Below are 23,741 nucleotides of genomic sequence, written 5' to 3' on the forward strand. Positions count from 1 at the left end.
TGTACCTTAGTTTAAAGCTTAAAGCGCCAGAAACTATGCTCTAGCTTGTGCAATAAAACTGTCTCTATCCAATCCGGGACTAAGCTGTACCAATTCATCAACACTCAACAATTGTGCGGTGTTAGGACCGGTAAGACCTTCAAAAGCTATGTACACTTTATTCGGATCATCAGGAACCTTACTGGCAAGCTCCTGCATTGCAGCTGGATTTGCTGCAAGTAAAGCGTTAAATTTAGTATCATTTATAGCATCCTTAGGACCTAACCCTGAAAGGCGCTCATTTACAGGCTGAATCTGTCCTACGGTCAAAGGCCGTCCAACTAATTGTCCTCCTATTTTTCTGACCCCTAAACTTACTGGAATCTGAACTTGTTGTGGCATATTATTTCACCTCCTGTTATTATAATACTAAACTTATTTATTGCAACTCTGCCTCAAAAACCTTGGGAGAGCCGGCCCTTTTTCCTGTCACAGAAACATTTAAAATTCTACCACTACCAGTCTCTCTTACTGCCAACATAATCACAGCCCCTCCAGCCCTTTGGAAGAAAGAATCATTATTTAAAAGGGCCCCAAGAGTAACATCACTTGAGCTCCCAGTGCTCCCATTCATTACTAAGGTAAATTTATCATCATTTCTATTTATTGCTCCTTCCAAAAGAGCACAAACGCTCTCCAAAACAGGACGATTATCTGCTAAAAGCGCCAATGTGTCAACCGCACCCTGAGGTCCACCGGAACCACTTTGATACCCAAGCAACTGATTTGACCCTTCAGTAAATTTTTTCATAGAAGGCGCCCTTTTGGCAATTACTTTTTTCAAAGCGTCGGTCTTTCCTTGTGTTTCTCTCTCCAACAACAATGCCATAGCAATAAAAGGTCCAGGATTTTCTTTGGCAATTTGATCCTCCATAAGCGATTCTAAGGCTGCTTTAAGCTGACCTACACGTTCAGGCGTATTTGCCAATTTTACTAGGCTATCAAATTCTGTCTTTAACCAATTAATCATCTTTGGTTTTAATTCATTATTATCCCGATATGTTTGAGCAAGTTGAGATATAAAATCAAAGGCTTGATAAGCCTGATCATAATTGACCTCATAAGCTTTTTTAGCGCTAACAACAATCTCAAAAACTGAAGGGAATATAGTATCTCTAAAAGAGTCATCATTTAAGACTTTCTCGGAAATACCTTTTAACAAATTAAGATCAATTTCTTTAAAAAGATTCTCAAACACAGTTTCCCAAAAGCCAAACTGATCTTGACTTGTAAAAGCTGAGCAGTTGACATCCATTAGCGCCATTAGATGGTAGCCATTGGTTCGAGCTCTCTCCGCTTTTTGCTTTATTCTATAATTAGCGCGAGTTGAAGTTCTAATATCTCTTAAAAAATTACGTCCTGCGTCAGTACTAGGCTGTGACATATTATGTAAAAAATCATACATAACAAAAACCAACCCACTATCTCCTCTTGAAGAAATATCTTCCAAGATACTTACCATAGTATCTAAATCGTTTGGCATCTCCATCTCTGTCACAGCTTCAAAGTTTTGATACAGCTTTAACCAAAACTCCCTAGCCGATCTAGCAGTGCCAATAAAATCAAGTTGTGCAGTTGGATCAGAAAGACCACTTCCTATACTCCCCGTCATTCTGTTGCTAATTGCATTTTGTAATAAATTTAATGGGCCTCCCGAAATTGCCACATGCTTTATTAATCTACTAATAAAAACGTCCTGTTTTGGAGAACTGTTTATATCCCTCATAAGCTGTGCTGCTTCAGTAAAACCTAATCTTTCGGGCACAACATTAGATATTGGAACATCAAATTCTCTTATAAAATCAGAAACCCGATTATTTAAAGCTTCTTCTTCAGCCTGTGATACGCTTACACCTTCATTTGTATTAAAAACAAAATTAGCAGTATAGCCTCCTGTTACTTTAACTTCAAAACGAACACGATTGCCCTCTTCAGAAGAAGCTAGAATAGTAGAATCCTCTCGTTCTAATAATCTGCACAAATAAGGATCAGCAGCAATTTTAGGCTTTATCCCGTTAAGTTTAACACCATCCATCCCACCAGCATAGCGAATAGCATTTCTACGTTGTAATGTTGCAAAAGTATCTGTAACTGTTGATAAATCTAATTGTTGTTTATCAATCCTGAGTTTAGATGCCAGTTCAGAAATGTTATTCCTAATGCCACCTTGCGCAATCATCATTTCTGCTGTTCTATATTCCGACATAAAACTCATATCACTCGCGCGCAAGGCATCACGCAACAACACATTAACACTAACATTTTGCAACAGAGGGGACCCCTGAGGAAAAATCAACTTAAAACCATCTCCAATATATGTAGCATAATCATCATTAGTAACATCTCCGCTATCCTCAGCAACCCCTTTCTGTTCAGCTACATAAGCGCTTAAAGCTTTTCTTACTGAGCCAACAATAGGATCTGTCTCCAAGAAAGAAGCAGGCTGAACTTCCCATCCCGCAACATGAGAAGACAAGAACTCTCGCATATAATCTGTATTTTTTGTATATCCCCCGTCATTATTCCATCTGGTTATATCAAATATTTCAGTATTAAGCTCAATAGGAGCTCCCACTGGAGAAGAACTGCTAGGCAAGGCAACTTGAGGATATACAAAAGGAGCTTCCATCCAGTAACTAATATTCCCCTCTTCAATATAAAAGCCAATTCTAGCTTCAGGCCCTGCTATATCTATTAGTTTACCAAGCCCTATCAGTAGAGACTCGTTTACCACCACTCCCTCCGCATTAGCAGCTTCCACAATCCTTCGCGCAGCTGCTGAATTACTTACAGCCTTTTCAGAGTAAAGTTTCATCAGTTTTAACTCCCTATCTGTCAATTTACACGGGATAGAAATTTTAAAACGAACTTTATCTCCAGATAAAAGATCCCATTCACAGAGGCTGTTTGTAGCTTTTTTCGCTGTTATAACCCTATTAATAAAAACTTCATCCCCATTGCCTCTTCTAGCCAAAGAATCAAAGCTTTCCTGTTTTTTGCCAAAATCGGTCCTAAGACTATAATCAAACAGGGTTTTGGCCGCCATGCTTACTAAACCTTTAGCAACGTCTTGCGCCGCTGTAGCAAAGTCATCTGTAACACCAATATCCCCTAAGTGCTGACTGAATAATTTTAATCCAATAGAAGCAGCTGTCTTTCTAAAGTTAACCGTCGTCTTTTCAACAGCGGTAATAAGTTTTCCTCCCTGAGCTATTTCCGATGGCTCAAAGTCAAGGGATGTTCCACGATCAACAATTTTTTCTCCGTTTAACAAACGTCTTATCTCTTCCATAGATACATCATAACTGGCATAAACCTGATTAAGTGCGACGGCCTGATCATGAAAATGCTTAACCAATCCACCTGCTTCACCCTCCTGATCGGGAAGAAGAGACAAATCAGGATCTCCTAATTCAACAATATCTACTTCAATGGCTTCATTATCAACAGATACAACAACTCTTGTATTGCTTGGTGATTTAGAGCTAGACTCAAAAGCTTTAACCAGTCTATCGCTTACTTCATTGCCAAAAATCTCTTCAATACCACGTCCGCCACGATCTTCTAAGTCAGGAACCTTTTTTATGAGTAAATCATAAACCTCATCAGCAATTTCCACATCACAGTTTTTCATCTTCTTCTGTTCTTCTATAAATTTTCTGGCCGTTATCCGTATAATCGCCTGTGCCATCTCCATGCTAATACTATTAAAAGCAAAAATTCCTCCACCAACCATAATACGAGCTAAAAACTCAGGCCTATAGCCTGCAACTTGATATGCCTCTCGAATTATCTTAGCATTTTCCTTTTCTATTCTTTTGAGTTCTGCAGCCCTTTCTTCAACAATACGACGACGTTCAGCCAATGCATTATCACTCTCTGCCCGATCATTTAACCATCCTCTTATTTCAGCTAATTCACTTACAGCAGAAAGAGTATCTAAATGATAATCTCCTTTAGAAATATTCTCCTTAGAACTACTAAGATATGTATCCAATGCTTTAAGAGAGGGAGCTTTTTCATCCCCTTCACCAGGGCTACCTATCCCAACAGCAAACAACTCCCTTTTTTCCTTCAACTCTTCTAACACCAGCCTACGATGAGAAGATAACAACTTATCATATCTTTCAGACCCTGAAAGATTAACAGCTGCAAAAACCTCTTTATCTCCACGGCTACGCGCATCCAAAAGAGTATCAAGTTGGGCTAAGCCTGTCTTGTCTCCTTCAGGAAAAACACCTCGTTGCAGATCATCAGTATGCTCAGTTAAAAACCTTCTAACCAAAGCTTCCTTTTCAGAAACTTTCGCTGCTTCATCAAATCTGGTTTCCTGTTGCAAAATTTCACTATCGCGCGCAAATCTTATTGCAAGCGCCTCTATAACAGAAACGGTCTCTCTTCGAAACCCTAACAATTCATCAAACCCCTCATCAATTTCACCCATACCTGTATATATTAATCTCTCACTTCCAAGATTACTTGTAAGAATAACAGCTGTCTCTCTAAAATCAATGACTTCACCCTTTCCTGTTTCAGCCGTAGCCGTATCCAAAATTCCAAGCAAAACCTTCTGAGCATCAGGATGCATTTTTTCAAATTCATCAATCAAAAATACACACTGACCTCCTTTTGCTTTAATTCTATCAAAAACACAAGGATCCCCATATCCAATCCAAGTTGCCGTCGCACCTGTCAATTTAGTCAAATTTTGCTTTTCAGCATATTCTCCACCATTTATTTCAACTAAATTATCTGCGTTTTTATATAATACCCGAGCTAAACATTTTGCAGTTTGAGTTTTACCGGTACCTGTTTTCCCTGCAAAAAGGCCAACAAAAAGAGGTTTTTTGGGGTCTGAAAGTCCCAGTTTTGCCCTTTTAATACGAGTAGATAAAGTCTCCATAACCACATCCTGCCCCACAACCTCCTTTTTCAATTCATCAACTAAAGAGTCCAGTAATTTTCTGTCTAAAGCCTCAAAATCTTTAGAGGGGAGTCCTGTCAAAACAGCAAGCGCTTCATAAACAATATCTTCCGTTAACACCAACGCCCCTTCCTGTTCAGCTGTTTTTTTATCTTTTAAAAACTTTTTAATATTCTCTGACAAATAATCCAAACAGTCTTTTGCTGATCTCTCATCTTTCTGTTCCAATGCCCTTAAATATTCATTAAATATCCTTAATAAATTATTACAAGTCATCCTAAAACTAACATTCAACATATTACTTTTTGTCGTCAACCTAGAAACAGACTGTTCCAAAAGTTTAATTGAACGAGAAGGGTTATATCCACTCCGCTGAGCATCAATATATCTTACAGCCAACTCAACTATAAGATTTACCATGGCATCAGGAACTTCAAGAGTAACAGGTAGCGCAGCATATTTTGATCTTGCCAACATAGTCTTTCTATGCTGGCGCAAGATTAACTTTGTCAAACTCGGTGTAGCCTCTGGAATCGGCACAATAGTCCAACGCCTATCCATAGCAGGAATTATAGATAAATATTTTTTATGTTCCTCAACTGTTGTCGCAAAAATAAAATGGCTATTAGGATCATTCAACATCGGCTTCATAAGTTCAATAATTGGAGAAGAATCTCCAACTTCTGTCTTCCCTAAGCAATGTGCTTCATCAACAAAAATCAATGTATTAGGCTTTTTCTTTAAATATGCTTTTAACTGTTTTATTTTTTCAGCAGCACTCCCATTCGTAGCAGACAGGTCTCCAGCATCCATATACATTATTTCAATTGTAGAATTAGCCTCTCCAGTGATAAAAGCAGGATCCATCTGTTTTTCCATAAACTCTTTTGCAATATATTTTGCTAAAACAGTCTTTCCTGTCCCGGGAAAACCTAAAAGCATTACATTCCCATTGCTGTCAGTTGCCAAAATAGACAATATATCCTCTATCTGTTTATCACGTGCAATAACAGGATCTACTTCTTCAAGGTTAAACATCTCTTGAAATGGAGTTAAAAATTCAGGTATTTCAACATCCCCCGCACCATTTGCAGCAGAAGGAACATTCTGTATGTTAGCAGAGACAATTTTATTATAAAGAAAATATAATCTGTTTTTCAGCATCTAATTATCTTCCGTTAGATTGTGAACCAGGCTTAGAAGTTGGACTTCCGCCAACTTTCTTTCCTCCAGAAACACTAGAGGTTGCCTTTGGAGGAACAGCAAGAGCCTTTTCTCTTGAGAACGCTTCAACTTTTGAATAGAGATCAAGCATCTTGTTAGCCAGATGACCAACAACGCCATCTGAAGCCAGTTTTTTGTCCAATGCCTTTATATGTCTTTGATCTTCTGGATTAGCAGCTTCTAATCCAATATGATCTCTCAATAATGCTTTTAATGCATCAACTTGCGCTTTGTCAGATAATCTTGATAGATCTGCGGCTTCAAACCAATCTTCAAAAGCATGGGATATTTCATGTTCATCCAAGTTAAAATCAACCGCATCAACTCCCATCTCTCTCTTTAACTCCGTGACCAACTTCGATATAAACCCATTAACTAAACCTTTAATACTATCAATTTCAGCTTCAAATTTCTGTGCTAACTCTCTATCATGCCCCTCAAGTCCTGTAATAACAGCCCCTAAATTTGCAAAAATAATTTCTTTCGTATTACATGTTGCAACCATAAGTGTCTGAGGAGGATCAATAAATAAAAACTGCGCGCGGGCCGCGATAACGCCAACAGATAAAGATGCTTTCTTTGCGGCAGCAGAGACCACCCTTCTTGCCAAACCGCCTACTACAAACCTAACTAAATTTACACTCGTATTCATTTTTGTTTCCTCCTATTTTTAATGACCGATTTCCAATGAATCAAAACTAATTTGGAAGCCGTCCCGATAAAGATAATCGGGATTTAGTCGTATGTTTGCAAAAACTTATCTGTTTCAACACTTCCATAGTTTTTTATCGTATGAAAAAAATTAGAATTTCAATGTTTTTTTAAATTCAAAAAAACAAAACAAAAATACTTGAGACAAATAAATTGATAGTGTCAAGAATGTTGTGTAAATTCTATTTATGTCATTCCTGCGGAAGCAGGAATCTATGTTTTACTAGAGAAATGGATTCTGACTTTCGTCAGAATGACAATTTACACAACTATTTATACACCATCAATAAATTGGCAAGATACACGTTCATAAAAAATGTTGTATAATAAAAGCATATGGAACTAAAAAAAGATAAAAATGTAAGGGAGTTTTTAGTTAATGTAAAAGATTATTTTGGCAAGCGCTTAAAAAAAATCCTTTTTTTTGGGTCAAGAGCAAGAGGAAATGCTTCTCCTGAATCAGATTATGATTGTATTTTATTGGTTGACGAAATAGGAAGCCAAGATGAAAAATTTATTGATGAAATTGAAATTAAACTGTTATTGGAAAAGAACATCCTATTTTCAACCTTCTTGACAGAAGAATACAAGTTTAATCAAAGAAAATATGAACCTTTTTTAATGAACGCCAAAAAAGAAGGAATATATCTATAAATGAATGAAGAACTTTCTCTCCAGATATCTTTAATGATTGAAAAATCAGAAAGAGCGTTAGAAGATGCTAAAGCTTTGCTTGATATAGGAAGCTATGGAGCTTCAGCCTCTCGTTCTTATTATGCCGTCTTTCATATACTGCAATCTGTTTTATTGACTAAAAATCTTTCCTTTTCAAAACATTCAGGTGTCATAGGTGGATTTTCAAAAAGTTTTATTAAAGAAGGGGTTTTCCCCTCTGATTTTGCAAATAAAATCAAGAAACTTTGGAAAAATAGAGAAATAGGTGATTATGATTATGAAAAAAAAGTTTCAAGAGATGATGCTGTAAAATGTATAGATGATGCTTCATTAATTTTAGATTCTATAAAAAAATATATTGAAAGAAGAAAATAAGCCTTATTTAAGAACCACCATGAAAAGAAAGCAATCTTTCAACATAAAAACACTTTACATTATATTGTCAGGGATTATTTTATGTTTAATCCTGCTACATTTATATATATATACAAAAAATATAACCATAAAGTATGAAGTGGCAAATTTAAAAATCAAACAAAAAGAGCTCAAAAGTAAAAACAGGATACTTAAAAGTAACTTCGCATCTGAAAAATCCCTTCAAAAAATAGAAAAAACAGCAAAAGAAGAATTAAATATGGACTATCCTAAAGATGTTCATTATATAATATTAAAGGGGGAAGAGAAATGACAGTCCGCACAAGATTCGCGCCAAGCCCAACAGGAGCGCTTCATGTTGGAGGAGCCCGCACAGCTCTGTTTAATTGGTTGTTTGCAAGAATTCAGGGAGGAAAATTCATCCTGAGGATTGAAGACACAGACAAAATAAGATCAACAAACGAAGCTATAAAAGCAATTTATGATGGTATGGGCTTTTTAGGATTGGACTGGGACGAAGGGCCAAAAACAGGAGGAGATTTAGGCCCTTACATGCAAACAGAAAGATTAAACATCTATAAAGAATATACCGAAAAACTTTTAAAAGAGGGGAAAGCTTATTATTGTTTCTGCACGACAGAAGAACTTAACAGACAGCGCAAAGAAGCGGCAGAGAAAAAAGAGGCTCCAAAATACAACCAAAACTGCAGAAGGTTGACAACAGAAGAGGCGTTGGAAAGAATAAAAAACAATCTTCCTTATGTTATAAGATTTTCTATGCCCCCCTCTATAAAAATAGAGATAGACGATTTAATACGGGGAAAAGTTGTCTTTGACAGCGATCTGCTCGATGATTTTGTCATCATGAAATCGGATGGTTTTCCAACTTATAATTTCGCAGCTGTAGTAGATGACCACTTAATGAAAATAACTCATATTATTAGAGGAGACGACCACCTGTCAAACACGCCGAGACAGATAGTTTTGTATGAAGCGTTCGGGTTTAAATTGCCAAAATTCGCGCATATTCCCATGATTTTAGGAAATGATAAAAAAAGATTATCCAAGCGCCATGGGGCAACATCTGTAATTGATTACAAAGATATGGGATATCTGCCGGAAGCTATGATTAATTATTTGGCTCGTCTCGGGTGGGGACACAAAGATGAGGAGCTATTTTCAAGGGATGAACTCTTAAAAATGTTCTCTTTGGAAGGGGTCACCAAAAACCCCGCCATATTTGATATGGAAAAATTAAACTGGTTAAATGGCCAATATATAAGGAAGGCCATTCCTGAGAGGATTGTTGACCTTTGCGAACCCCTTTTAATAAATGCATATGAAAACCATGATATAAGATATATATCAAAAATAGTAGCTCTCTTTTTGGATAGGCTTGTTGTTATTCCCGACATTGTAGGACTAACTGAATATTTCTTTAAAGATGATTTCAGCTTTACGGAAAAAGGGCTGGATAATCTAAAAAAAGAAGGGGCTATCGAAATTTTAAAAGAATTGAGAGAAAAAATTCCAAAAGTCGAACCTTTCAACAAAGAGGAACTCGAAAAGACTTTTAAGGGTCTCGCAGCAGAAAGAGGAGTAAAACTCGGCGTAATTATCCACCCCTGCCGCGCCGCCCTAACCGGCCGCACGGAATCTCCGGGTATTTATGATGTTATCGAAGTTTTAGGCAAAGAAAAAACAGTAAAAAGGATTGACAAGACGCTTTCAACAACAAGTCTTGTTAACCCCGATTATTCACCCCGATAAAAATAATCGGGGTCAAGAATGATAATCCTGCAAAGCCTTTACGCCAAAACCTTTTTTCTTGAAGGATTCCAGACCGTTTACGGTCGCGCGGGCGCCTGATAGAGTGGTGACAATGGGTATCATCCGCATTATAACTTCTGAACGTATTTTGGTCTCATCAACCTTTGTCTTTTTGTCTCCTGGAGTGTTTATAACAAGTTTAATCTCATTGTTTTTGATAAGATCTAAAATATTAGGCCTCCCTTCCCCAAGTTTTTCTACAACCTCAACCTCCAAACCATTTTTACGCAAAACATCAGCAGTACCGGATGTCGAAACAATTTTGTATCCCAAAGTGTCAATCCTTTTTGAAAGTCCGACTATTGATCTTTTATGTTTATCGTCAACGGAGATAAAAATTTTACCTTCCATAGGAAGTTTCTGCCCCGCGGCAATTTGAGCCTTCATGTAAGCAAGCCCTAAATCAGAGTCTATCCCCATAACTTCTCCCGTCGATTTCATTTCAGGTCCAAGGACAGGATCAACTCCGGGAAAGCGATTAAAGGGAAATACCGCCTCTTTTACCGAAAAATAAGGAGGAATAACCTCTTTTTCAATTCCAAGTTCCTTTAATGTCTTCCCAACCATAACTTTTGTGGCGATTTTTGCCCATGGAATGCCAGTTGCCTTACTTACAAAGGGGACGGTTCGAGATGCTCTAGGATTTACCTCCAAAACATACAAGATATCGCCTTTAACAGCATATTGAATATTCATCAAGCCTACAACTTCAAGCTCTTTTGATAAAGCATGTGTAGCCTTGCGAATTTTATCAAGCATCGTTTTTGACAGAGAAAAAGTCGGTATAACACAAGCAGAATCTCCGGAATGAATGCCCGCTTCTTCAATATGCTCCATAATTCCACAAATTATAGAGTCCTTCCCGTCTGATACGCTATCAACATCAACTTCAATCGCGTCTTCAATAAACTTATCAACTAAAATCGGCTTTTTGGGCGATGCGATAACAGCCTTGTTCATATACTCTTCAAGATCAGCATCATCATAAACAATCATCATTGCGCGACCGCCTAAAACATATGAAGGACGAACAACAACAGGATATCCAACCTCCTGGGCGACGTTTTTTGCCTCTTCCGCGGAAACAGCTGTTCCGTTAGGAGGTTGTGTAAGCTTTAATTTTTTAAGAAGGGCCTGGAAAAGTTTTCTGTCTTCCGCCCGATCAATTGAATCAACAGAAGTTCCAAGGATCGGAACATCCGCCTCTTTTAATTTCCAGGACAAATTAAGGGGAGTTTGACCGCCAAATTGAACAATAACTCCGATAGGTTTCTCTCTTTTTACCACGTGTAAAACATCTTCACAAGTTAAAGGCTCAAAATAGAGTCGGTCTGATGTATCAAAGTCAGTAGAAACGGTCTCGGGGTTTGAATTTATCATTATAGCTTCATACCCCTCCTCTTTTAATGCAAAAGAGGCATGACAACAACAATAATCAAATTCAATCCCCTGCCCTATACGATTAGGGCCTCCACCCAATACAATAACCCTCTTACCTGTTTCAATTAAGGGATCAACAGACATTCTTTTATCCTATCAGATGGTACTATCCAGAGTCAAGATTTTAAAAAGTACAATGTCAGTGTTGTCAAATGTTCAAAATAAAAGTTTTTGTTGTCATCCGAAAAGTTTGTTTGTTACGAACTTTTCTCCTGCCAAAAAAACTTTATTTTGAAAAACTTAAAAAGAAAAGTCTTCACCTGTCAGTCACCTTGACAAAATCAACATAACAAACATATAATGAGTAACCAAATCAATAAAGGAGGAAAGGTTTTTATGAATAGCAAAAAATTAACCGCGCTTTGTGTTGTATTCTGTTTTGTAATCTTTGCAATGGCAGCATCCGCTCAAAAAAGCCCAAGAGGGAGATCAGGCAGGGCAGATGACAGAAGAACCGTAGGAAAAGAGGTTGTTAAACAATCGGGCAAAACAACAGAAGATATTCGTGGGGTTGAAGGGAGACAGGATACCAGAAGGACTGTAGGAAAAGAAGCGCTCAAAGCATCAGGCAAAACAGTGGAAGATTATAGAGGTAGATCGGGCAGGACTGAAACCAGGAGAGCGGTAGGAAAAGAGGCCGTTAAACAATCAGGGAAAACAAAGGAAGATATCCGTGGGGTTGAAGGGAGACAGGATACCAGAAGGACTGTAGGAAAAGAGGTTGTCAAACAATCAGGGAAAACAAAGGAAGATATCCGCGGGGTTGAAGGAAGAGAAGAATTCAGAAAAGATGTCGGCAAAGCTGTCTATGATGAATCAACAAAAAGTGAATAAGAAAAAATAATTTCACCCCGATTATCATAATAGGAGTTCATATTGTTTATTTTAAAGGCCAGATTAAAACCCTGGCCTTTTTTTTGTCGAGGAAACCTGCGACTGAACCCCGATTATAATTATGAGATTGTTGCGTAATGACAGTTTTTGCAATTTGTCATCCCCGCGAAAGCGGGGATCCACACGGGAATGACCATTATGCAACAGTCCCATAATCGGGATGAATTTTTCTGGTTAGTCTGTAAATAATCAGGGTTAAGTGATATAATTATTTATAATTATGAAAAGATCAGCTGCTTTATTATTAATTTTATTAAATTTAATCTCAACAGGTTTTGCGTTAAGCCCACAGGAAAATCAATATGTTAACGAGCTTAATTACAAGCGAAATAAAATTGAGATTTTAGTAAAAAAACGCCTGGTCAACGAAAATACAGGTTATAGTAAAACAGATTTTTACACTACAACATACACACAAGAAGCTTACTCCTCCACATGGGGATATGGATCCACGTTATCAAACCAAAGGTCAGAAGTAAAAGAGATAGAAGACTGGATAATTGTTAAAGGGGGCATTAAGACCCTTTCTGATAACGAATTTCTCTCATTGGTAGAAGATTATAAATTGGCCGCTGAAATAAAAGAAAAAGAAAATAACAAAGACAAAATGAGATTTATTGGCAATGTTATAAGCCTCGGAGGGATAGGATATATGTTACTATCGGCAGGAACGGATAATTCTTCCTATTCTGTAACAACAGGAGGGATAATAACAGCTGTGGGATTTTTACTTAGCGCGTTTAATTCTCCTCAAAAACACTATATAGATCCGGACATGGCGCAAGAAAAAGCCGATGCTTATAACATCAAGTTAAAACAAGCTCTTGGATTGCCTATCACTTTTGAATAAACCCCGATTAGAGGCTTAAAGTTTCTTCCCCAAATTATTTTTTTGATATGGAGATGAAACCGCACCAAGGTAAAAGTTTTGGTTTATCAAAGTAATCTAAAATCGGATAATTCCTGCAAATCGAAGGCCTCCAAAAATAGTTCTGGCATTTTCCATCTTTCCCCCTGTGTTTACATGAAAATGCCAAGTAATTTTTTTCATAATCCACATATAAAATATAAAAACCATAAAGCCAGGATATAAAGGAAATTGCTATATTTCTAAAAAGCTTGTTATTTATCTGCCTATTTGTCCCACGAAGAAGTATCTCCTCACAACATCTGCCGCATCGCTTGCATTTACCGCCTATTTTATGTCGAGCAGGAAATATATGCCGTAAAGATTGTACAACCAGATTATCAAAAAGCATAAATGAAATTATAAAGCGTTTTAATAAAATCATAATTTACACCCTAATGATACCAAGCCAAGCAGACAGAGCGCAAGAACAATAAGCATGTCAACACATATTGACATAGATAAAAATTAATGTTATTATATATATAATGAATAAAGGACCGAGGTGCTGCGACATAAATCTAACCCCGCTTGTAAAAGCGTTAAAGGCTCTTTCAGAGGAAAACAGGCTAAAAATCATCTGCTTGCTTAAAAAATCAGAAAAGTGTGTTTGCAAGATAGGAGAGTTTCTAAATCTCCCTCACAACCTGATATGCCACCATTTAAAAAAACTCACAAAAATCAAAATATTAATATCAACAAAAAAAGGAAACTTTACATATTACAAAATTAACAATAAAGAATATAAAAAGCTTTTAAAAGAGATAAACTGCTTACTAAATTAAAAAGGGAGGAATAAAAAATGCCAACATATAAATTTTTATGTAAAAGTTGCAACTCTAAGTTTGAAATCAACGCGTCTATTAAAGAAAAAGAGGAAAAAGATCCTAAGAAGTTTTTTTGTCCAAAATGCAAATCAACAAACATAAAACAAAAGTTTTCTTTTGCAACACTTTTGGGCCTAGGAAATAAAGAAAGCAACTGTTGCAGTGGAAAAAGCAGCGGTTGCTGTTGCAAGGAGAAATAAAAATGTTTCAATATATAGCGGATATTATATCTTTTGGTCTGTTTAAGCTTAATCCCGCATCTACTTTGGGTCAAAGTGTCAATTTTTTTATATACGATTCACTAAAAATAACTTTTTCTATAATTATAATAATAACAATTATCAGTTTTTTAAGAACATATCTTTCATCTCAAAATATAAAACAAATCCTCTCGAAAGAGAAATTCGGCTTAAGTTACCTTATTGCCTCTTTATTTGGCGCTATATCTCCTTTTTGTTCATGTTCATCCGTTCCGATATTTATAGGCTTTGCAAAAGCAGGAGTCCCAATAGGAGTCGCTTTTGCTTTTCTTATCACATCCCCCCTTGTAAACGAAATAGTATTTGTTTTAATGATTGGAACCTTTGGATTAAAAACAGCGTTACTATATTCTTCTTTTGGAATATTGCTTGGCATTGTAGGCGGAATGATTTTACAAAGGACTGGATTAGATAAAGATATAATAGGCGTTGATAAAAAAGCCGAAGAAGAATATCTGCCTAAAACCTTATCTGGCAAACTAGAATATGCAATTTCTGAAACAGCTTCGATTTTAAAAAGAATCTTTCCATATATTCTAATAGGAATAGCAATCGGAGCTTTTATCCATGGCTATGTACCAACTGATTTTATAACAACACATATAAAATCAAAGTCTCTTTTTGCCGTCCCCATAGCGGTATTAATCGGAGTGCCACTCTATGCTGGGTGCTCAACTCTTGTCCCGATAATTTTCGCATTTACTCAAAAAGGGATAGCAACCGGAACCGCTTTAGCGTTGATGATGGCTGTAGCGGGGCTCTCATTCCCTGAAGCTGTGATGCTAAAAAGTGTCATGAAAACAAGACTATTGCTGATCTTCTTTAGCATAGTCACAATTGGAATAATTTGTATTGGATATTTCTTTAATCTGATATATTAACCCCGATTATCAAAAAGGAGACGGCGCCTGATTGCACCCGATAAACACCAGTGCCGCAACAAAATACAATAATACTACTAGAACAGAGACAAAGGTTGCATATCTCAAAGTATGTCGCCTCCCCTATCTTATACCTAATTTTATAAGGAGTATATACCCACACATACAAAAGTCAAGCGCTACTGCTACAAAGTACATGCTATTACATAAATCCCGACTATCATTATCGGCGCTTAAAATTTCGTATGAATAATCGGGGGGTCTGTTGCATAATGGTCATTCCCGTGAAAACGGGAATCTATTTTTTATAAAACAACCCCGATTATAATAATCGGGGTTAAGATGGATCCCCGCTTTTGCGGGGATGACAAATTGCAAAAACTATCATTACGCAACAAGCCCTCAGGATAAATGCGTTATGATATAATAAAATCATGAAGGAATTAAAGAAAAGATCTGAACCCCGATCATTCATGGACAAACAGAATTCTAGTAGGCTGCTCAGAAAATCCTTAGGCATGAACCCCGATTCCCTAATCGGGGTGAATAATCGGAGTAAAATTGCAATTTATGCGGCAAAAAAAGCCGGAAAAATGCTTGCGGAAAACTTTCAAAAAAAAACAAAGGTATCAACAAAAAAAGATGGCAGTTTGGTTACCCAGTTTGATTTAAAATCAGAAAAAATAATAATAGATATTATAAAAAAAAGGTTTCCGACAGATAATATTCTGTCAGAAGAGAGCGACAATTTAAACTTCAACTCAAATTTTACATGGATAATAGATCCAATCGATGGAACACACAATTATATCCGCAACATAGAGATATTCGGAGTTTCCATAGGGATTCAATACAAAGAGGAGATTGTCGCAGGCGTAATATTTATCCCACTCACAAATGAGCTTTATACAACAGAAAAAGGGAAAGGCGCATTTAAAAACGGAAAAAGATTAAAAGTTTCAAATAAGGATTTAAAAAATTCAACAATGATATATGACAGCACAATAAAACTAGCTCCTAAAAAAATGTCAAAAGCATTAAAAAAATTATCCCTAAAAACCTTTAATCTCAGAATGCTCGGTTCAACCGTAAGAAGTTTGACATATATAGCTGAAGGAAAAGCTGAAATAGAGATTGAATTTAATGATAAAATCTGGGATTTTGCGGCAGGAATGTTGCTTGTAAGAGAAGCCGGAGGAATTTTCACGGATTTTAAAGGAGACAAAAACCTCAGGGTAAAACAAACTTATATAGCTTCAAATAAAAAAGTTTATAAAGAGGCATTAAAAATACTTGAAAATCTGGGTTAAACAAATAAACACTATTTGATACTAATTTCATTTTTTGCCAAATAATCCGCAAAATGTTCTATTCTCTTTAAAACATTTAAAAGTAAATTCATCGCAGATTCATCAGAAAAACCACTGGTGATAGAAAATTTCCCCCAAACCTTTGAGAATTCCAATCCGGGAATACCTTCGGTCTCTCCAACAAAGCTAAAAGATAAAACCCCTTTATGCACAGGCCAAACTGCAGTGTTCTTATACAAAAGGCTAAGATCAGATACAAGCTCTCGACTTACCAGCCTTTCAATATCAAACAACCATTTATCTCTAATTTCTAAAAAATCATCATTTGATATGATCACAGGTTTAGAATAAAAAACAAGGTATAAAAAACGACCAAACTGCTTTGCATCAAAAGCTGAAATATAGACAGGAGGCTGTAAGGCATTATCAAGATTCCTATACGCATAAAAAATACCTGATTTATAAGCTACATCATATCGAGTGTTTCCCCCATTGCAAGAGATTCTCCTCGGAAAAGAGTCTCCAACCTTTAAATATCGAATAAACGGAGTTCCTATTATAACAGACATTAAAATATTACCCCTTTTTCCTTTTCAACTATATACTTTCTCGGCAACCCCAATTATTCACCCCGATTAGGATATTCGGGGTTAACGTACTACTTTTGCTCGTTTCCCATATTCAAAAAACAACAAATCATAAATATTTTCAACATTAAAAGAATGCTCGCCTTCTAAGGTCACAAACAAACGATCATATTCTCCTTTTTGCATAATTTTTCCACGTTCAACCCGTTCACTCCCTGTTAATTGGCTTGATATCCTGTGTTCAATCTGATCGGCATCAAAACCCCTTTCAGATAATCTCTTTCTTTGAAGACTCAAAGGGAGATTAATAATTATAAGATTGTTATCCACTAGCTCGGTTAATTCCCTCTCAATGAAAATTGCCCCCTCCACCAAAACAATCCCCGGTCCAATCCCTCTTAACTCTCTGGAAAAAAGATACAAAAGAGCTTCTAGCATCATGTCAGTCAACTCTTTTAATAAGTTTCTGTCATCAAAAACAATCTCTCCCAATTTTTTATGATTGATAGTATCATCAACATTTAAAACACTTCTTCCAAACCTGTCGACAATTTTCTGTCTGATACCAAAATACAATGGGACATTATCCTTGCTTCCTAAAATTATTCGCGTAAACTTGTCAAAATTTATAAAATGAATTTTTAAGTCTTTTTTCTGGCCAAAAGAAGACAACTCTTTACAAAAAGTCGACTTTCCGGAAGCGATTCCTCCTGTCACACCTATTAACATCTGCCCCATATTACGTATCCGTAAAGACTCTCTGACTAAAGACGTAGCATAAGTATTAAGGTTTATCCCCAAAGAAATCAACATCTTCAGGTTGCTTGAACTGACACTTGTCAAAGAAGGATCTGTTTGCGGAACAAGTAAAGTTATCGGCTCACCGCTCAACCTGCTGTTTAAAGCAGCGAGTGTCGACTCATAAACAAAATCAGCCTCATCTCTTACCCCTTTAATAAAAGCTGGAATCGTATTCTCATATAAATAGTCGGCTATAACACCGTCATCACTCCTGACCTCCACCCTATCTCGAAGATTAACGGGAATACTGTTTTTTATAAGAAAAATTCTTTCGTCAGGAGAAAAAACCGGTTTTTTCCTGGGGTTAGTCCCCGTCATAATACATAATTTAGCCTTGGGATAACGCTCTAAATAACGCGTTACAATATCAAGATGTCCATAAGTAAACGGATCAAAAGTCCCGGGATAGACTGCGTCAGCCTTAAAAAACTCCTTGAGCCCTTTCGCTCCAACTGACTGAACTAAATGCTCCGGCATAAAATCATCAGCGATCCTAAGGGATGAATCCTTTGCTACTATCTCCCTTCTTAAATCGTCTTCCAAGACTTCAGGAATATGACATAAGACCATTCTCTTTTGAATATTTGCCGACAATGTGAAAAGTTGGGAAAAATGTGTATGAGCTGAGCTTAAAGGCCTATATGCCCCAGCCTCATGAAAAATAACGCCACCAGGTTGCGCAAGAAAAGATATCAGCTCTTCATCAAAAGGAGTATCGCTCGAAAAGCCGGCAATGATTTTATCTTTTTGGTCATATAAACAAAAAGCCAACGTATCAAAATGCAAAGAATGTTTAGTAGATCGATTAAACACCCTAATTGAACCAAATCCTGGAATAAAACTCTTTGCCCCCCACTTGACCGGGAAAAAATTAATATAATCACCAAAAACCTTAGGAGATAAAGACCCTTCCATGCGATCATGGCCAAATGCGCCTTTTAATCTATCCCACAATAAATCGCGTATACTGGGGAGTGTAATCAAATTTAATTTAGATTGCTCGCCAAAATATTTTGCCCACAATAAAGTATCAAGGCCACCTATATGATCCGCATCAATATGAGTAACAACAAGATAATCCAATCTGGTCAAACGTGATTCGGAGACTAGCCCAGAATCATTTGCAAGGGCAGGATAAATATATGAAGGAGCGTCAACCGCCAATGTCTTTCCATTATTACAAACAACAATTAATGTCTCTCTATGATTAGAAGCACGATCTAAAGCAAATGTATCGTGATAACCATAAGCTTTAATCTTCCAACTTTTAGTCTCCATATTATTATAAATCGCAGCCACTTAAGACAACTCCTATTTTACTTATTTTCTTATAATCTTTTATCCCCCATTTATCTTGAAAATTTCAACAATCCTTCCACTTGAACCACGATTATTCACCCCGATTATCTTTATCGGGGTAAACAGGGTCAAAAAAACTTGCAAGTCAAAGCCTTGCAAAATATGTTAAAATATTAAATATCTATCTTCTAATTTCTACTTTCTAATCTTTAAATTGCGGGATCGTCTAATGGTAGGACGCATGCCTCTGGAGCATGCTATCTAGGTTCAAATCCTAGTCCCGCAGCCAACTATTTAAAGGCCCATTTTTAATAGTTGGCTGACTGCATTTGAAAATTGTTGCAAACCAATAGAGCCATTAAATCTCAAACCATTTCTATTATACGACCTAATAACATTCGGCTGTAAAAAAATGAATATAAGCCAATCAAATAAGTCTAGTACTATCCCTCTAAGATCTATTAATATACACGCATTGTTTTGCTCTTATACTGTTCTTCTCTTGTCTTTTGAAGTTTTATATTAAAAGAAAAAGAAGATTGTATTATGTAAGATTTTAATTTTATTAGGAGAAAGTTTTTCTTTTTATATGAGAAAGTTTTTACTTTCGAGAAAACCCACAAAGAAAAAGCTTCTGTTATTTTCTATTATTTTGTCGTTTTTTAAGAGAAAAAATCCTCTTTAAAATGGAGTTATATCCTCTATCATAAAGGAACAAGCAACCTCAGGTATTTTTTAACGATATATGTATAGGTTAAATCAATAATATGAAAGCTAATATCACATCACCTGTTATAAGAGGACTTTTGCCAGATGCAAGACCTGTTACTATGCCACAAAGAGTCCGTAGATTCTTTGACACCTACAATTTTATAATGCAAATTGCGCTTAGAGAAACTTTTCAAGTGACACCCTCAGTTTTTAACCACAGAAGTCTTGAGCGGCTTAATGAAAATTTATCAACTCTATTGAGGTTACAAAATTTATCTCCTTCTCAAATATCTTTTCTAAACCTTGGAAACCTAGATTCTCCTAATATCGAACCAAGTGACATGGGAAGAGCAACAGAATTATACCTATGCCAATACAGAGTTCGCTACTTTGCAAATCTACTGGATATTCGCTTCGCATATAACAGAGATGAAAACCTAGTAATGGGAACGTCTAATGAGATACAAAGAGCCGTCGATTTAAAAACACTTAATCTTCAAAAACAGATGGTTCAAGAATATCAACCGACAAAACCTTTAAATCTTCTATTGGATATTCAAGAAGGTGTTACTGGTCTTCCTACAATAATGCCTCCCCCACCAAGAACTATTAGTCTTGTTCTACACAGGGAATTACCGCAAGAGTTTTTAAGTCCGAAAGTCAGAGTAGAAAGAGTAAAGACACTTGTCGCTCAAGGAGATATGGCTTCTGCCTCTCTTCTTCTTTTTGGAAGCGGAACATCTCCTCAATTTGCGGATGCAATTATTAATAATGAACATCTACAACCTGTGGTTGCAAAACTTTGCGAAGCTGGAGATCCTTCGGCAGTTTCAGATTATCTATACTGGACAGCTAGAAAAAAAGGAGCTAAAGAAGTCTTAGATATTATTCGCGGCCAAGTATTCGTTGGAACAACTCACGCTGGACATGTAGGAGGTTTTCAAGATCAACGGAAGGCAGCGATCATCCTTTTTAAATTATCCCTCAGGGAAAAGGGGTCTAACCTTTTAAATGCCCTTTTTAGAGTAGCTAAAGATGATGTCGAAAATAAGAAAATGATAGGCATACTTGGGGAACTTCATTCAGCACGACCAGATATTTTTGAAAATCCAAACGAATTCCAAAAAAATAAAAAATCTGTTTTCAAACCAAAGGCAAATGCTGAAATTCAAACACTAAGAATGGCAAGGCCGAGAATAGAAATTATTGCAGAGACAACGGCTCCAGATATTGTTTCACAAAGAGAAGGATCTAAGGAAACTGCTATTGTCTTATATGATGGAGGATCACAAAGAGAATGGGATTTTGAATTTGGAGTGATGAATCCAGCCGAAACGCTTATAGCTTCGGCACAAAACTTATCGGCCCGAGGCGATTATGAATCAGCATGTGATTTAATCTTTGGAGTCTCGAGAACCATGACAGAAGTTGCGGCTGTTTTAAGATTGAGTCATCTTACCAGTTTTCAGATAGCAAGAATATTGGAACAGTTAGGAACCCAAAATCTAAGAAGGTTTCTTGCAGAAGCTGTTAGATATGGTAGAAAAGATGATCTCTTTTTTGATCTTTTCTTTGACGGGATACTCTTTGGCTTATCTAGAATTGAAACAGAAGATTTAGCAGATTTATTGGAACAAATGATTCATCACCAATTAGAAGATCAATCATCCGTATATCCCCAACGTGAAGCAGCATATTGTCTTTTACATGAAGGAATTGATCCATGCAAAGAAAGACTATATGCAAAATATGTAGGAGTTTTAGAAGCGGTCTGCGCTAGAAGGCCAGAAGAATATGCAAAACCTGTAGATTTTATGCTAAACAGAAAACTTTTAGCTAGTGATGCAAGTCCCACGGCAACAAGAGCTCAAGTAAGATTTTATCAACAAATTATGCTTGATGAGAGTCGTCCCCCTGCCCTACGACTTGAAGCAATGATTAGGTTATCACAAATAGGCAGGAGGGATTTAGTAAACAAATTTTTAGTAAGGAAAGGACAAATGGAAATTTTTCTCGGCATGATAGATACTTTGGCCGATGTAGAACATCCATTTTTAAGAAGCCGTTATAATGCTGAAGCGTTAATGGAGTTTGGCGAATTAAGAAAGATTATAGAAACCGAAAAAAGCTCCAGTGGTAGACAATATTTTTCTCATGAGCTTGGAAAGATTTATCGAATTTTTGTTGGTATTTGCGTTATGGTCGATCCTGAATATTATGAAGGAGAACTTATAGCAGTAGCTCAAAAAAGTTCTAAACAAAGATATGAAACATGGCTACCCATTTCAACATATATCATCAAAGCAATAAACAATAACAAAATCAGTGCTCAAGGATTGAAACAAATCATCTTAATTGAACCACCAAGAGATCCTATTAGCAACAACCACAGTTTTTCATGGCAAAGGGAAAGAACTAAGTCACTAGATATCATCGAGCTTGCCGCTTGTCAATTAGTTGAACATTATTCTCATCCTATCAATGTAGAAGAATTAGAACATATTGCAACAGATCGTCATAAGGTAAACTTCCTCGATAGATATGTTTATCCTCAAGAAAGCAGAAAAAGAGCGTTTATGATATTAGTTAATTTTTATTCTACAACTTCTCTAGAAATAAGCAAATTAAAATCCATTGCAGAATGTGATCTTGAAGAAGTTAGAAAGGCAGCAATATTCGGTTTAGTTGAAGTCTGCTCAAAAGGCTCAAATACCCCTGATAAATTAAAAACTTTAGAAGATATTGCAACAAGAAGCCATCCTTATGGAAGAGATGAAGAAAGGGAAATAAACTCTAGGCAAGAGTGGGGACATCATAGAAAACGCCCAACCCCTGGAGACATTGCAACAATAAGGCTAGTTGAAATATACGCTAGAACCCCAGTTAATGAAAAAGGATTGCAAAGCATTGCAGGAGAGCTTCCTGATTCCCGGGATTATCGAACTCCTCGTTTTTGTTATTATGAAGAAGCAGCGCTAGCGGCAACCAATAGATTAATCGATTTCTATGTTGGAAATAACCCCATTAATGTTAGTGCACTAGAATGTCTTGTGGAAAAAAGTCGTAAAACAGAAGGATCTTGGTCATCAACAGGTAAATGGAAATATAAGGGTTTAATTGATGGTTTGTATCCTTATCAAGGCAGATTAAGAGCTGGCATGGAATTACTTAGTTTTTATTCCCAAGACCCTATTGATATAACTGGGTTGACCCATATAATAGAGACACAATATCCTTTAAGCTACAATGATAGAGAAAGCTATAATACCCAGTTTGCATATCCTAGTGAAGTTAGAAAAACAGCTCAAATGACACTTATAGAAGCTTACTCAACCAATCCTGCAAAAATTGATGATTTAAAAAAAATAGTTGAACGTTCTTCTTCCGCTTATTCATATGATGATCGGCAAAAACTTTATTCTTTCTATTATTCCAAAGAAATAAGAGAAGCAGCAGGAATGAAATTGGTTGAATTTTATTCAAGAAAGCCAATCAGGATAGAGCAATTAAAAGAAATTGCTGCAAAACAAACATTAAGCACACTTGACATATATGATCCTTATAAGAGTGAAAACATATATCTTTATCCGGAAAAAGTTCGTGAAGCAGCACAAAAAAAACTAGATGAAATTAAAGGTAAACAATCATAGAAACCCGACCAAAAAAGGAACCTTTCCCTGCTATAAAGCACTGAACCCCGATTATTCATAGACTAACAAAATTTTAACAGTCTATTAAAAAATTCCTTAGGTATGAATAATCGGGGTGAAGGACTCCCTTTTTAAGCATCAACACATTGATATTGTCGATATTCTTGAGATGATAAACCATACTCTCCTGACTTTCTCCTAGAAAAAAGCATTTTCCAATAATTGTTGTCATTAAGCAAAAAAACGCTGTGCAATAAAAATTTTGTGATACATAAAATAATGACTTTGTGAATTTTCCATCCTGGGTTTCTCTGCCCTCACCCAATCTTGAAATAGTTTGAGAACTGGTAGGCATTTCACCCTCTCCCAGAGGGAGAGGGACTGATGGGCAATTTT

19 protein-coding genes and 1 tRNA gene are annotated in these 23,741 nt (G+C 36.5%); 12 read left to right on the forward strand and 8 right to left on the reverse strand.

Going from position 1 to position 23,741, the window contains the following annotated elements; genetic code table 11:
• Positions 1-33: 33 nt before the first annotated feature.
• The 3 genes from A2290_00690 to A2290_00700 are packed head-to-tail and all read right to left on the reverse strand — an operon-like array spanning position 34 to position 6,839.
• Positions 34-381, reverse strand: coding sequence for a hypothetical protein (locus A2290_00690; GenBank protein ID OGC14178.1), 348 nt, complete (start codon positions 379-381; stop codon positions 34-36).
• A gap of 37 nt (positions 382-418) precedes the next feature.
• Positions 419-6,127 (reverse strand): hypothetical protein, encoded by a 5,709-nt coding sequence (locus A2290_00695; GenBank protein ID OGC14179.1) that lies wholly within the window; start codon positions 6,125-6,127, stop codon positions 419-421.
• 4 nt (positions 6,128-6,131) lie between these two features.
• Positions 6,132-6,839 carry a hypothetical protein gene (locus tag A2290_00700; GenBank protein OGC14180.1) on the reverse strand — a complete coding sequence of 236 codons (708 nt, stop codon included), beginning with the start codon at positions 6,837-6,839 and terminating at the stop codon, positions 6,132-6,134.
• 395 nt (positions 6,840-7,234) lie between these two features.
• Between A2290_00700 and A2290_00705 the strand changes: the two genes are divergently transcribed.
• Genes A2290_00705 through A2290_00720 form a run of 4 tightly spaced genes read left to right on the forward strand, consistent with a single transcriptional unit; the run spans position 7,235 to position 9,718 of the window.
• Positions 7,235-7,552, forward strand: a complete 318-nt coding sequence (locus A2290_00705; GenBank protein ID OGC14181.1) for a hypothetical protein — start codon at positions 7,235-7,237, stop codon at positions 7,550-7,552.
• Positions 7,553-7,585: 33 nt separating this feature from the next.
• Entirely contained in the window at positions 7,586-7,948 is a 363-nt protein-coding gene (locus tag A2290_00710) for a hypothetical protein (GenBank protein ID OGC14198.1), read from the forward strand.
• A complete protein-coding gene (locus tag A2290_00715; protein OGC14182.1) occupies positions 7,932-8,261 on the forward strand; it encodes a hypothetical protein in 330 nt (109 codons plus the stop codon). The genes A2290_00710 and A2290_00715 overlap by 17 nt, the downstream gene beginning before the upstream one ends.
• Positions 8,258-9,718, forward strand: a complete 1,461-nt coding sequence (locus tag A2290_00720) for a glutamate--tRNA ligase (GenBank protein ID OGC14183.1) — start codon at positions 8,258-8,260, stop codon at positions 9,716-9,718. Before A2290_00715 ends, A2290_00720 begins: the two co-directional genes overlap by 4 nt.
• Positions 9,719-9,730: 12 nt before the next feature.
• On the opposite strand, the gene A2290_00725 is transcribed toward A2290_00720, so the two are convergent.
• Positions 9,731-11,302, reverse strand: coding sequence for a hypothetical protein (locus A2290_00725; protein ID OGC14184.1), 1,572 nt, complete (start codon positions 11,300-11,302; stop codon positions 9,731-9,733).
• A gap of 252 nt (positions 11,303-11,554) precedes the next feature.
• Between A2290_00725 and A2290_00730 the strand changes: the two genes are divergently transcribed.
• Both A2290_00730 and A2290_00735 read left to right on the forward strand, forming a co-directional pair.
• The gene (locus A2290_00730) at positions 11,555-12,052 is read left to right on the forward strand and encodes a hypothetical protein (GenBank protein ID OGC14185.1); all 498 of its coding nucleotides are present in this window, start codon (positions 11,555-11,557) and stop codon (positions 12,050-12,052) included.
• 280 nt (positions 12,053-12,332) lie between these two features.
• The gene (locus A2290_00735; GenBank protein ID OGC14186.1) at positions 12,333-12,962 is read left to right on the forward strand and encodes a hypothetical protein; all 630 of its coding nucleotides are present in this window, start codon (positions 12,333-12,335) and stop codon (positions 12,960-12,962) included.
• 34 nt (positions 12,963-12,996) lie between these two features.
• Here the strand turns inward: A2290_00735 and A2290_00740 are convergent, their stop codons facing one another.
• Positions 12,997-13,404, reverse strand: coding sequence for a hypothetical protein (locus tag A2290_00740; protein ID OGC14187.1), 408 nt, complete (start codon positions 13,402-13,404; stop codon positions 12,997-12,999).
• 103 nt (positions 13,405-13,507) lie between these two features.
• On the opposite strand from A2290_00740, the gene A2290_00745 reads away from it, so the two are divergent.
• From A2290_00745 to A2290_00760, 4 genes are all read left to right on the forward strand, one after another.
• Positions 13,508-13,804, forward strand: coding sequence for a hypothetical protein (locus tag A2290_00745; GenBank protein OGC14188.1), 297 nt, complete (start codon positions 13,508-13,510; stop codon positions 13,802-13,804).
• A 17-nt stretch (positions 13,805-13,821) separates the two neighbouring features.
• Complete coding sequence (locus tag A2290_00750; protein OGC14189.1) at positions 13,822-14,046, forward strand: hypothetical protein; 225 nt, start codon at positions 13,822-13,824, stop codon at positions 14,044-14,046.
• A 2-nt stretch (positions 14,047-14,048) separates the two neighbouring features.
• Positions 14,049-14,987, forward strand: coding sequence for a hypothetical protein (locus A2290_00755; protein ID OGC14190.1), 939 nt, complete (start codon positions 14,049-14,051; stop codon positions 14,985-14,987).
• 434 nt (positions 14,988-15,421) lie between these two features.
• On the forward strand, positions 15,422-16,297 hold the full coding sequence (locus A2290_00760; GenBank protein OGC14191.1) for a hypothetical protein: 876 nt from the start codon (positions 15,422-15,424) through the stop codon (positions 16,295-16,297).
• Between the two features lie 11 nt (positions 16,298-16,308).
• On the opposite strand, the gene A2290_00765 is transcribed toward A2290_00760, so the two are convergent.
• Together A2290_00765 and A2290_00770 are read right to left on the reverse strand one after the other, a co-directional pair.
• Positions 16,309-16,866: a hypothetical protein gene (locus tag A2290_00765; GenBank protein OGC14192.1), complete on the reverse strand. Its 558-nt coding sequence runs from the start codon at positions 16,864-16,866 to the stop codon at positions 16,309-16,311.
• Between the two features lie 81 nt (positions 16,867-16,947).
• Positions 16,948-18,984 (reverse strand): dephospho-CoA kinase, encoded by a 2,037-nt coding sequence (locus A2290_00770; GenBank protein OGC14193.1) that lies wholly within the window; start codon positions 18,982-18,984, stop codon positions 16,948-16,950.
• 215 nt (positions 18,985-19,199) lie between these two features.
• On the opposite strand from A2290_00770, the gene A2290_00775 reads away from it, so the two are divergent.
• Positions 19,200-19,273, forward strand: a tRNA-Gln gene (locus A2290_00775).
• A gap of 478 nt (positions 19,274-19,751) precedes the next feature.
• Positions 19,752-23,345: a hypothetical protein gene (locus tag A2290_00780; protein ID OGC14194.1), complete on the forward strand. Its 3,594-nt coding sequence runs from the start codon at positions 19,752-19,754 to the stop codon at positions 23,343-23,345.
• Positions 23,346-23,418: 73 nt separating this feature from the next.
• Here A2290_00780 and A2290_00785 read toward each other — a convergent pair whose 3' ends face one another.
• A complete protein-coding gene (locus tag A2290_00785) occupies positions 23,419-23,700 on the reverse strand; it encodes a hypothetical protein (GenBank protein ID OGC14195.1) in 282 nt (93 codons plus the stop codon).
• Between the last annotated feature and the right edge of the window lie 41 nt (positions 23,701-23,741).

The organism is candidate division WOR-1 bacterium RIFOXYB2_FULL_36_35, from assembly GCA_001771505.1.
Taxonomy (GTDB): Bacteria; Margulisbacteria; WOR-1; order XYC2-FULL-46-14; family XYC2-FULL-37-10; genus XYB2-FULL-36-35.

What these genes read in the sequence shown, in the direction of transcription:
- A2290_00690 (OGC14178.1), bottom strand. Translation starts at nt 381, where the DNA reads ATGCCACAACAAGTTCAGATTCCAGTAAGTTTAGGGGTCAGAAAAATA.
- A2290_00695 (OGC14179.1), bottom strand. Translation starts at nt 6,127, where the DNA reads ATGCTGAAAAACAGATTATATTTTCTTTATAATAAAATTGTCTCTGCT.
- A2290_00700 (OGC14180.1), bottom strand. Translation starts at nt 6,839, where the DNA reads ATGAATACGAGTGTAAATTTAGTTAGGTTTGTAGTAGGCGGTTTGGCA.
- A2290_00705 (OGC14181.1), top strand. Translation starts at nt 7,235, where the DNA reads ATGGAACTAAAAAAAGATAAAAATGTAAGGGAGTTTTTAGTTAATGTA.
- A2290_00710 (OGC14198.1), top strand. Translation starts at nt 7,586, where the DNA reads ATGATTGAAAAATCAGAAAGAGCGTTAGAAGATGCTAAAGCTTTGCTT.
- A2290_00720 (OGC14183.1), top strand. Translation starts at nt 8,258, where the DNA reads ATGACAGTCCGCACAAGATTCGCGCCAAGCCCAACAGGAGCGCTTCAT.
- A2290_00725 (OGC14184.1), bottom strand. Translation starts at nt 11,302, where the DNA reads ATGTCTGTTGATCCCTTAATTGAAACAGGTAAGAGGGTTATTGTATTG.
- A2290_00730 (OGC14185.1), top strand. Translation starts at nt 11,555, where the DNA reads ATGAATAGCAAAAAATTAACCGCGCTTTGTGTTGTATTCTGTTTTGTA.
- A2290_00735 (OGC14186.1), top strand. Translation starts at nt 12,333, where the DNA reads ATGAAAAGATCAGCTGCTTTATTATTAATTTTATTAAATTTAATCTCA.
- A2290_00740 (OGC14187.1), bottom strand. Translation starts at nt 13,404, where the DNA reads ATGATTTTATTAAAACGCTTTATAATTTCATTTATGCTTTTTGATAAT.
- A2290_00745 (OGC14188.1), top strand. Translation starts at nt 13,508, where the DNA reads ATGAATAAAGGACCGAGGTGCTGCGACATAAATCTAACCCCGCTTGTA.
- A2290_00750 (OGC14189.1), top strand. Translation starts at nt 13,822, where the DNA reads ATGCCAACATATAAATTTTTATGTAAAAGTTGCAACTCTAAGTTTGAA.
- A2290_00755 (OGC14190.1), top strand. Translation starts at nt 14,049, where the DNA reads ATGTTTCAATATATAGCGGATATTATATCTTTTGGTCTGTTTAAGCTT.
- A2290_00760 (OGC14191.1), top strand. Translation starts at nt 15,422, where the DNA reads ATGAAGGAATTAAAGAAAAGATCTGAACCCCGATCATTCATGGACAAA.
- A2290_00765 (OGC14192.1), bottom strand. Translation starts at nt 16,866, where the DNA reads ATGTCTGTTATAATAGGAACTCCGTTTATTCGATATTTAAAGGTTGGA.
- A2290_00780 (OGC14194.1), top strand. Translation starts at nt 19,752, where the DNA reads ATGAAAGCTAATATCACATCACCTGTTATAAGAGGACTTTTGCCAGAT.
- A2290_00785 (OGC14195.1), bottom strand. Translation starts at nt 23,700, where the DNA reads ATGCCTACCAGTTCTCAAACTATTTCAAGATTGGGTGAGGGCAGAGAA.